Here is a 7,802-nt window from a genome sequence, read left to right as displayed (position 1 = left end):
GTCGCCGCCCGCACCGGCCCACCGTTCCGGATCCCGTCATCCCCCGACGACTTGCCCCCATCCGGACTCACGCACGGTCCACTCACACCCGCCGCCCTCCGGACGCAGATAAATGAGCCGCCCACGCTCGTCGCTCAGGTCGAGGACGTCCATGACCTGCTGGCGGCCGTGTTCGAGCGTCTCCACGATGCTGCCGATCTCGGGCACCACCTGCGTTGCGGGCCCGTTCGATGTCGCTGACATGTCCCACCTTCCCGTTGTCACGTTCTGCGATCAAGGGAACACGCAAGTTGGTACGTTGGGAACGACTCCCAACCCAACTGGTGGAACTGAAGGACGGGGCGATCATGGTGGCTCCCAACGAACTTGATCCCTTCGCTTCGCTGTGGTCGGCCTTCGGCCACTACCTGCGGCAACGCCGAAATGATCTCGGTTGGACTCAGGACGAGTTGGGCTCGAAGGTCCACGCAACCGGGACCACGGTTGGGTATTGGGAGAGCGCCAAGCGCACACCCGAGGCGAGAGTCGTCCCTTCATTGGACGAGGTGGTTGACGCGCGGGGCATGCTGGTGATCCTCGACCACCACGCGCGTGAGGCCGTGGCTGGTGTGTTGCCCAAGTGGTTCGAGGGTTTCAAGGAGGCCGAGGCGGCGGCGACCCGCGAGCGGATCTACTCACCGCAGTCGATCCCTGGGTTGCTGCAGTGCGAGGCATACGCCCGCTGCCAGTTCGCGCAGATGCGACAGCAAGACGGAGTCGTCGAGGAATGGACTCGGGACCGACTGACACGACAGGCGGTTCTCACACGACCGGTCGCGCCGCTCGACTACTGGGCTGTCATCGACGAAGCCGCCTTCAACCGTCTGATGGCGCACCCGGGCATCGCTGCCGCACAGCTTGGTCATCTTGTTGCGTTGATCGATCTCCCGAACGTGACAGTCGAGATCCTGCCGACCGCCGCCGGGCTGCATGCGTGCATGGACGGCGCGGTCGTGCTCCTTGACCTGCCTGACCGCGGGACGTCCGCATGGGTGGAGCCCATGGGCGAGGGGCACCTCGTGGCCGAGCGTGCCCGTGTCGCCGAAATGGAACGTCGCTACGATCTGTTGCGAACGGAGACTCTGTCCGTCTCCGCATCAGCGAAGCTCCTGCGCGAACTCCTGGAGAGCACTTCATGACGCAGCACGCCACCGGCCCCCTCTGGAGGACGTCCAGCTACAGCGGGAACCAGGGCGGCGAATGCGTGGAGGTTGCTGCGTTGTCTCCCGCGGTCGGAGTTCGCGACAGCAAGGAGCGTTCGCGCGGGGTGGTTTCCGTGTGTGCCTCGTCGTGGGCATCCATGACTGCGGCTCTCCGATCGACGGTCGGCTGACCGGACTCACGCCAACAGCACACTGCCCGGCGGGAGTTCGATCCAGAGGTTCGGTGGACCCGCGACCTGTGACGCGCTGGTGATCGTGACGCCTGCTTCGGCGGCGGCGTAGGCGAGTTGGTACGCCTCCCATTTGTCCCGGCCGACCACACCCCTGGGGTCCGCGTCCCAGAAGCGGTAGAGCCAGTGGCCGTCAGGGGATCCGTCGTATGCGCTGCGTCCGATCTCCTCGTGCCGGACGTCGACTCCGTCAACTGCCAAGTGCCCATATGTGCCCTTGATATGGCTGAGGTAGATGCCGTAGGCGCGGGTGCCCGGTGACAGTGCGGCAACCACCGCTGACGAGCCCGCCCGGGAACCCTGCGGCTGCACGACCACGCATCCGCCGGGCACCGCGCGGATGCCGAGGAACCGCTCGGCGTTGTCGCGGTCCTGCGGGTCGGACCCCTGGGGGCCGGTGCCGGAAGGCACCGGCGCGCTGTCGAGGTCGAGGACCGGGCAGCGCGCCGGGTCGCCGCCGAGGCGGCGGATCACCTCATCCTCGCCGAGGGCGGCGACGAACGTCGCCGAGAAAACGTAGTACTCCTCCTCGTAGAAGACCTCGGCCTGTCGGTCCGCTTCCGCCTGTTCGGCACGTTCGGCGTCGGACGGTGGGACGTATCCCGGCAACTCCTCGAACAGCGGCGCCATTTCGGTCCACCGGGCGATCGATCCCGCCGAGCGACCGCTCAGCACCGGTCGCCACGGGTCGGCTCCCGACCCGAGCAGGACGGCGACGTTCTCCGCGTTGCCCTGGCATACCGCCTTCCACAGCGGTGTCTCGCCGGTCCACTGCGCAACCACATCGACGTCGTCCGCCCGAGCCGCCATCTCCGCAAGCACGTCCGAGGTTCCGTATTCGGCGATGACGTGCAGCAGGGTGTCGCCTTCCGGCCGCCGCTCCGTCGGGTCCGCGCCGTGTTCCAGTCGCGTGCGGACGAGTTCGGCATCGCGGAAGCCGTTGCGTCCCATGCCCTCCCAGTCGCCTCGCGCACGCTCCGGAAGGAGCGCGGGCGGGTCGGGGGTGACGGGTCCGTCGAAGTTGCCCATGGCCTGAGCGTTCCAGTCCCAACCGACACGAGCAGTCGTGGGGCCGCGGGGGGCGCGGGCGGCTTCAGTTGCCGTTTGCGGGGAGCTGCGGGGCGTAGCGGTTGAGGATGTTGCCGGAGGCGAACGTACGCGAGTCGGTGAGGGTGAGGGGTACGCGGTCGGTCGCCGTACGGAACAGGGACAGGCCGTCGCCGAGTACGACAGGGCACACCATGACGCGTACTTCGTCGAGCAGGCCGAGCCGCATGAGGCTGACGTTGAGGTCCGAGCTGCCCATCACGATGACGTCGCCGCCTGGGGTGGCCTTGAGGCGGGCCAATTCGTCGGTGCTGTTCGCGACGGTGGTGTTCTCCCAGTCGGCGTCCTCGAGGGTCCGGGAGACGACGATCTTGGTGGTGTCGTTCATGAGCGCGGCGATCACGGGGTCGTTCTCGCGGGCGAAGGCGGTGGGCCAGAAGCCGGCCATGACCTCGTACGTCCGGCGTCCGAACACCATCGTGTCGATGCTGTTCAGCTGTTCGACCGCGAAGGTGTTGAAGTCGTCGTCGACGACCGGCCAGTCGAACGCGTCCTCAGCGCCCACGTAGTAGCCGTCGACGCTGGCGACGAGGAAGGAGAAGATCTTGCGCATTGTTCTCACCTGTGTTCCCGGTTGCCGGTACCCCTTTCGGGCGCCGCTCACCGGGGACGTCGGAGCGGTCGGGGCCGTCTCGACATCGGCGGCGGAAAATTCTCGAAATCTGTTGTGGGAGTGCCATGGACCGGGTCGACCTGGGTGAGACGCCGTACGTCGCGGCGGCCGCCGCGATGGCGGAGTGGGTCCGCGAGCGCCAGGAGGGCATGGTCGGCGACCGCCTGTTCCTGCTGTCGCACCCGCCGGTGGTGACGTACAGCGCCCGTACGCCGGCCGCCGACCTGCCCGGCGCGGACTCCGGCATCGCGCTGGTGGAGGTGGACCGGGGCGGGCATGCGACGTACCACGGGCCCGGGCAGCTGATCGGCTATCTGGTGATGAACGTCCGCGACGGCGGGCCCGGCGACGTGGTGCGCTGGATGGAGCTCGGTCTCGTGCGGGCGCTGGGCGCGCTCGGGTTCCCGGCGGTACGCCGTGACACTCCCCCGGGCGGCGCGAGTTTGGTGGGCGTGTGGACTCCGGACGACCGCAAGATCGCGTCGATCGGCATGCGCATTCGCAAAGGCGTGACGAGCCACGGGTTCGCGCTGAACGTGTCGATGGACCTGAGCCCCTTCACGACGTTCACGGCGTGCTCCCTGCCCGGTGTGACGATGACGTCGATCGCCGAACTCGCCGGGGAGGCGGGACGCGCGGTCCCGAGCGAGGCCGAAGTACGCGATGCGGTGTGGGCCGCGCTGTCCGGACCGGCGGCAATCGACTCCTGAAGCCGTTGCGGGGACGTCGTATGCTCCCTTGATGGCCAGGCGCGGACTGAAGGATCTCGGCGGATTCGGGCAGGCATGCATCGTGCTGGTGTTGTGCCTGGCCGGGGTGGCGGTGGGCCTTTTCGTCTGGGGTGACGACGACGGAGGCGGCAGCGGATCCGGATCGGCGTCCGCTTCCGCGTCCGCCACGGTGCCGCCTGACGGGGCGTCGGACGGCGGAGGCTCAGGTGTTCCGGTGCCCGACCCGACGGTCACCGAAGGGCTGGAGCTGCCGGTCAAGGTCGCCGCGCCGCAGCCTGCGTACTTCAACGGCGACGACGCGAAGCTGAAGGCGGCGCTGCCGCCCGCTCCCGGTTCGGACGCCACGGTGACCGCGAAGGTGCTGCACGAACTGCAGGAGGACACCCTGCGGTTGGCCGGGGTGCCGGGCCGGATGACCGCGTCCTGCAACGGCGGCCAGGTCCCGAACAAGGCCGGGGAGAGCACCGGTTGCACGATTGTGTACGAAGGCGTCGAGGTCACCTGGGCCGTCGTGATCCAGAGCGTGGGCTTCGGCTCGGTCTCCTACCAGACCCTCCAGCCGGAGACGGGTGTCCTCGTGGACACCGGCGTTCAGGGTGCGTTCTGGGTGATGTACCACGACAAGTCCGACGAACTCCGGTGCGACGTCATGCCGCACGTCTCCGTCACGCGGCTCGACCGCTACTCCGGCTTCGAGTGCCAGTACCTCGACCGCACCAGGACGCCGGCGCGCTGGGTGAACGTGCCGGTCGTCCTGCGGCAGTTCGGCGTCCGCTTCTCCTGACCTGCTCCGGCAACCGCTGTCGGGTGCCGTGGTCCGGGGTCAGCGCCCGGTCCACTCCGGCGGGCGCTTTTCGAGGAAGGCCGTCAGGCCCTCCTTCGCGTCCTCGGAGGCGAGGACGGTGTGGAAGCCCTCCTCGGTGACCTGCCACCCGAGTTCGTCGTCGGCCGTCGTCACCCGCTCGACGGACTGCAGGACGTGCGAAACCGCGGTCGGCGAGTTCAGGCAGATGCGCTCGGCCAGTTCGAGTGCGCCTTCGAGTGCCTGCCCGGGCTCGGTGAGCCGGTTGACGACGCCGAGGCCGTACATGCGGGCGGCGTCGGTCGGGTCACCGGTGACGAGCAGTTCGCGCGCGACGTTGAGCGGCAGCGTACGCGGGGCACGGAAGATCGCCCCGCAGTTGGCGAGCAGGCCGCGCCGTACCTCGGGGAGGCCGAAGGTGGCCTCGCGCGAGGCCACCACCAGGTCGCAGGCGAGCACGATCTCGAAGCCGCCGCCCAGCGCGAAGCCCTCGACCGCGGCGATGAGGGGCTTCGTGCGCGGGCGGCGGATCATGCCGTACGAGCCGCCGCGCTCGGTCTTGGGTGCGTAGCCGGCGGACAGGTCGGTGCCCGCCGAGAAGACGGTCGGCGTGCCGGTGATGACACCGCACCACAGGTCCGGGTCGCCTTCGAGGAGGTCGAGGCCCTTCTCGATGCCGTCGCTGATGTCCTGGTCGACGGCGTTGCGCTTGTGCTCGCGGCGCAGCGCGATGACGAGCACGCGGCCGCGGCGTTCGAGGACGACGGTAGGTGTGCTCGGGGAGCTCGTGTTCGACCCGGACATCCGCGTACCGCCTCTCGTCACGACTCATTGACCATGTCAACTTACTGGGTGCGGCGTGCCGAGTGGCGTGCGGCGGGCCGAAGTGTCCGCGCCCGGGGCCGGTCCGGCGGTCTCGCGGCCCGGCGGTCCCGCGGCCCGGGGTCAGTCCGGGAAGTCCGCCTGCGCGAAGTGGTACGTCCGGTGCGCGCGGTGGCCGTTGATCAAACTGCGCGAGTCGAGGCGCAGGGTGAGCGCGCCGGGACCGACGGTGCCGTTGTACAGGACCGTTCCGGAGGAACTGGTGACCGCGAACGAGATTGCATTGCCTTCCAGTTCGTAGACCCCCTGGCTGCACTGCTTGTTCTCGGGGCCGAACCAGCGGGCCACCTGTTCGACGGTCCCGGAGCTGGTGACGCTGGTGACGCGGTCGGACGCGGTGAATCTGAGGTAGCCGTAGAAGACGTCGCCGTTGGGCTCCCGCGCCTCCTTGTCGTCGATGTACAGCCCGGCGGTCAGCGGATGCAGCGCCTCGCCGGAGATCGGGGACGCCTTGGGGTCGTACGCGTGCCGCTCGTCGAACCCGCCCTTTTCGCCCAACAGTTGCCTCCCGCGCGGTTGGACCCGGTTGCGACACCATGGTCGGCGCCGCCGTGCCCAGTGTCTCGCGGGGCGAGGTGTGCGGTGAGAGTGCGGCTCGCGGGCCGCGGCCTGCGGGAGAGGCGCGGCCCGCGGGAATGGCGCGGCCTGGGAGAGAGGTACGGCGGGGGTGTGACTACGGGATCGGGCCGACCGACGGGCCGCGTGAGCCGGCGATGCGGCCGGGCGGCGGACCGTACCCCTCGATCACCGCGTGCCAGGGGGTCTGGAACGTCGGCAGGGTCGAGCCGACCGCCCATGCGGACGGCGTGGCCGGGTCGGCACCGGGGACGGCCGCCACCGAGAACAGCGAGGCGCCGCGCGCGTCCGGGTCGTCGGCTGCGGGCACCTGGGTCCAGGCGGTGCCGTCCCAGCGGAGCAGCACGGCGGGCGTCGTCTCGTCGGGTTGGGAGCCCACGGCCCACACGACGCCACTGGTCGGGTCGGCGGAGGCCGCGTGCAGGTTGGCGTCGATCGCGGGGGTTACCGCCTGGGACCAGGCGGTGCCGTCCCAGTGGTACGCGACCGGGCGCGACTCGCCGCCGGCGGTGCTCGTACCGCCGACCGCCCAGACGTCGTCGGGTGCCAGCACGGTGACGCCTTCGAGACTGTGCGCCTGCGCCGGGTCGTACGGGATGTCGACGATGCGCCAGGCCTTGCCGTCCCAGTGCTCGACAAGCGGGCGGCCTACGCCGTCGGTGTACGCGACGCCCACCGCCCACGCGCCCCCTGCCCGGTCGGCGGCCGCCGCGAACAGGATCGCGCTGCCGCCCGGGTCGGGGGTGGCCACGGCGGTCCACTTCGTGCCGTCCCAGTGATACGCGAGGGGGTGGGGGTTGGCGATCCGGTCCTGCGCGAGGGCGCCCACGGTCCACACGTCGGAGGGGCCGATGGCGGCGGTGCCGAACGGGTATGCGGAAATGTTGTACGGCTGCTCCGGCATGGGCGTCTCGCGCCAGGCCTTGCCGTCGAAGTGCACCGCGAGCGCACGGTCGTTGAAGGCGGCCTCGTCGTTGCGGTGGCCGATCGCCCATACGTCGTCAGGCGCGAGCGGGGCCACGGTGTCGAACTGGCCCGTACCGGTGGCGAGGGGGACGGCGAGGTCGTGCCACAGCGTGCCGTCGAAGTGCTGGACGAGTGGCCGGCTGTCGGCGATCTCGCCGCGGTAGCCGACGGCCCAGACGTCGCGCGGGCCGAGGGCGGCGACGGCGCGCAGCTCCTGGTTGTCGCGCGGGGTGCCGAGGGGCCAGGTGTGCCAGGCGGGGTCGTCGGCCTGCGGCTCCGGGTGCGGGTCGGTGTGCGCGTCGGCGGTGGGGGCGGGCGCGGCCAGCGCCAACGAGACCAGGGCCGTGGCCAGGACCGCCCTGCCCCGTGGGCGCGCCGTTCGCGCCGTTCGCCCTGTGGTCCGCAACCGCGTGCGCATGCCGCTCCTCCCGTGGTGGAGCCGCCGACGCTACAAGACGGCCAACCTTCCGGTGGGCCGTTCGGACGCTCGCTCCGCGGACCGGGCCGGATATTTCATCCGTACGGCGCAATCAATATGACGGACGGTTCACTCACAGCCGTGAATGAACGCACGTTCGGGAACGGCCGTTTGCGAATGGCGATTCGCAAACGGCCGTTTGTCGCGCGGGGCGTTACGGCGGGCGTTTTTGGAAGGACCAAAGTTAAAAAGGCACTGGAAAAAACGAAGAGAAA

Annotated in this window: 10 protein-coding genes; 4 read left to right on the top strand and 6 right to left on the bottom strand. The window is 69.8% G+C overall.

Features of this window, described 5'->3' with window-relative positions; genetic code table 11:
- Window positions 1-36: 36 nt before the first annotated feature.
- The gene (locus AB0C36_RS41935) at window positions 37-243 is read right to left on the bottom strand and encodes a hypothetical protein (RefSeq protein ID WP_358364777.1); all 207 of its coding nucleotides are present in this window, start codon (window positions 241-243) and stop codon (window positions 37-39) included.
- Window positions 244-323: 80 nt separating this feature from the next.
- Between AB0C36_RS41935 and AB0C36_RS41930 the strand changes: the two genes are divergently transcribed.
- Together AB0C36_RS41930 and AB0C36_RS41925 are read left to right on the top strand one after the other, a co-directional pair.
- Window positions 324-1,178, top strand: coding sequence for a helix-turn-helix domain-containing protein (locus AB0C36_RS41930; protein WP_358364775.1), 855 nt, complete (start codon window positions 324-326; stop codon window positions 1,176-1,178).
- Complete coding sequence (locus AB0C36_RS41925) at window positions 1,175-1,372, top strand: DUF397 domain-containing protein (RefSeq protein WP_358364772.1); 198 nt, start codon at window positions 1,175-1,177, stop codon at window positions 1,370-1,372. Before AB0C36_RS41930 ends, AB0C36_RS41925 begins: the two co-directional genes overlap by 4 nt.
- Window positions 1,373-1,378: 6 nt before the next feature.
- Here the strand turns inward: AB0C36_RS41925 and AB0C36_RS41920 are convergent, their stop codons facing one another.
- Window positions 1,379-2,461 carry an ankyrin repeat domain-containing protein gene (locus tag AB0C36_RS41920; RefSeq protein ID WP_358364770.1) on the bottom strand — a complete coding sequence of 361 codons (1,083 nt, stop codon included), beginning with the start codon at window positions 2,459-2,461 and terminating at the stop codon, window positions 1,379-1,381.
- 64 nt (window positions 2,462-2,525) lie between these two features.
- Complete coding sequence (locus AB0C36_RS41915; protein WP_358364768.1) at window positions 2,526-3,092, bottom strand: dihydrofolate reductase family protein; 567 nt, start codon at window positions 3,090-3,092, stop codon at window positions 2,526-2,528.
- Between the two features lie 125 nt (window positions 3,093-3,217).
- On the opposite strand from AB0C36_RS41915, the gene lipB reads away from it, so the two are divergent.
- A complete protein-coding gene (gene lipB, locus AB0C36_RS41910) occupies window positions 3,218-3,862 on the top strand; it encodes a lipoyl(octanoyl) transferase LipB (RefSeq protein ID WP_358364767.1) in 645 nt (214 codons plus the stop codon).
- A gap of 31 nt (window positions 3,863-3,893) precedes the next feature.
- Window positions 3,894-4,667 carry a hypothetical protein gene (locus AB0C36_RS41905; RefSeq protein WP_358364764.1) on the top strand — a complete coding sequence of 258 codons (774 nt, stop codon included), beginning with the start codon at window positions 3,894-3,896 and terminating at the stop codon, window positions 4,665-4,667.
- Window positions 4,668-4,706: 39 nt separating this feature from the next.
- Here AB0C36_RS41905 and AB0C36_RS41900 read toward each other — a convergent pair whose 3' ends face one another.
- The 3 genes from AB0C36_RS41900 to AB0C36_RS41890 form a co-directional block, all read right to left on the bottom strand.
- Window positions 4,707-5,489, bottom strand: coding sequence for an enoyl-CoA hydratase-related protein (locus AB0C36_RS41900; protein ID WP_358364762.1), 783 nt, complete (start codon window positions 5,487-5,489; stop codon window positions 4,707-4,709).
- A 141-nt stretch (window positions 5,490-5,630) separates the two neighbouring features.
- Complete coding sequence (locus AB0C36_RS41895; protein WP_358364759.1) at window positions 5,631-6,065, bottom strand: hypothetical protein; 435 nt, start codon at window positions 6,063-6,065, stop codon at window positions 5,631-5,633.
- Between the two features lie 175 nt (window positions 6,066-6,240).
- Window positions 6,241-7,527 (bottom strand): hypothetical protein, encoded by a 1,287-nt coding sequence (locus AB0C36_RS41890; RefSeq protein ID WP_358364757.1) that lies wholly within the window; start codon window positions 7,525-7,527, stop codon window positions 6,241-6,243.
- Window positions 7,528-7,802: the final 275 nt, after the last annotated feature.

Origin of the sequence: Streptodolium elevatio (genome assembly GCF_040649515.1) — a bacterium.
Classification (GTDB): domain Bacteria; phylum Actinomycetota; class Actinomycetes; order Streptomycetales; family Streptomycetaceae; genus Yinghuangia; species Yinghuangia elevatio.
The sequence above is the reverse complement of the archived record's forward strand: the minus strand, read 5'-3'. Positions and strand labels throughout refer to the sequence as shown.

Coding starts and splice junctions, on each gene's coding strand:
- AB0C36_RS41925 (WP_358364772.1), top strand. CDS start 1,175: ATGACGCAGCACGCCACCGGCCCCCTCTGGAGGACGTCCAGCTACAGC.
- AB0C36_RS41890 (WP_358364757.1), bottom strand. CDS start 7,527: ATGCGCACGCGGTTGCGGACCACAGGGCGAACGGCGCGAACGGCGCGC.
- AB0C36_RS41905 (WP_358364764.1), top strand. CDS start 3,894: ATGGCCAGGCGCGGACTGAAGGATCTCGGCGGATTCGGGCAGGCATGC.
- AB0C36_RS41915 (WP_358364768.1), bottom strand. CDS start 3,092: ATGCGCAAGATCTTCTCCTTCCTCGTCGCCAGCGTCGACGGCTACTAC.
- lipB (WP_358364767.1), top strand. CDS start 3,218: ATGGACCGGGTCGACCTGGGTGAGACGCCGTACGTCGCGGCGGCCGCC.
- AB0C36_RS41920 (WP_358364770.1), bottom strand. CDS start 2,461: ATGGGCAACTTCGACGGACCCGTCACCCCCGACCCGCCCGCGCTCCTT.
- AB0C36_RS41900 (WP_358364762.1), bottom strand. CDS start 5,489: ATGTCCGGGTCGAACACGAGCTCCCCGAGCACACCTACCGTCGTCCTC.
- AB0C36_RS41935 (WP_358364777.1), bottom strand. CDS start 243: ATGTCAGCGACATCGAACGGGCCCGCAACGCAGGTGGTGCCCGAGATC.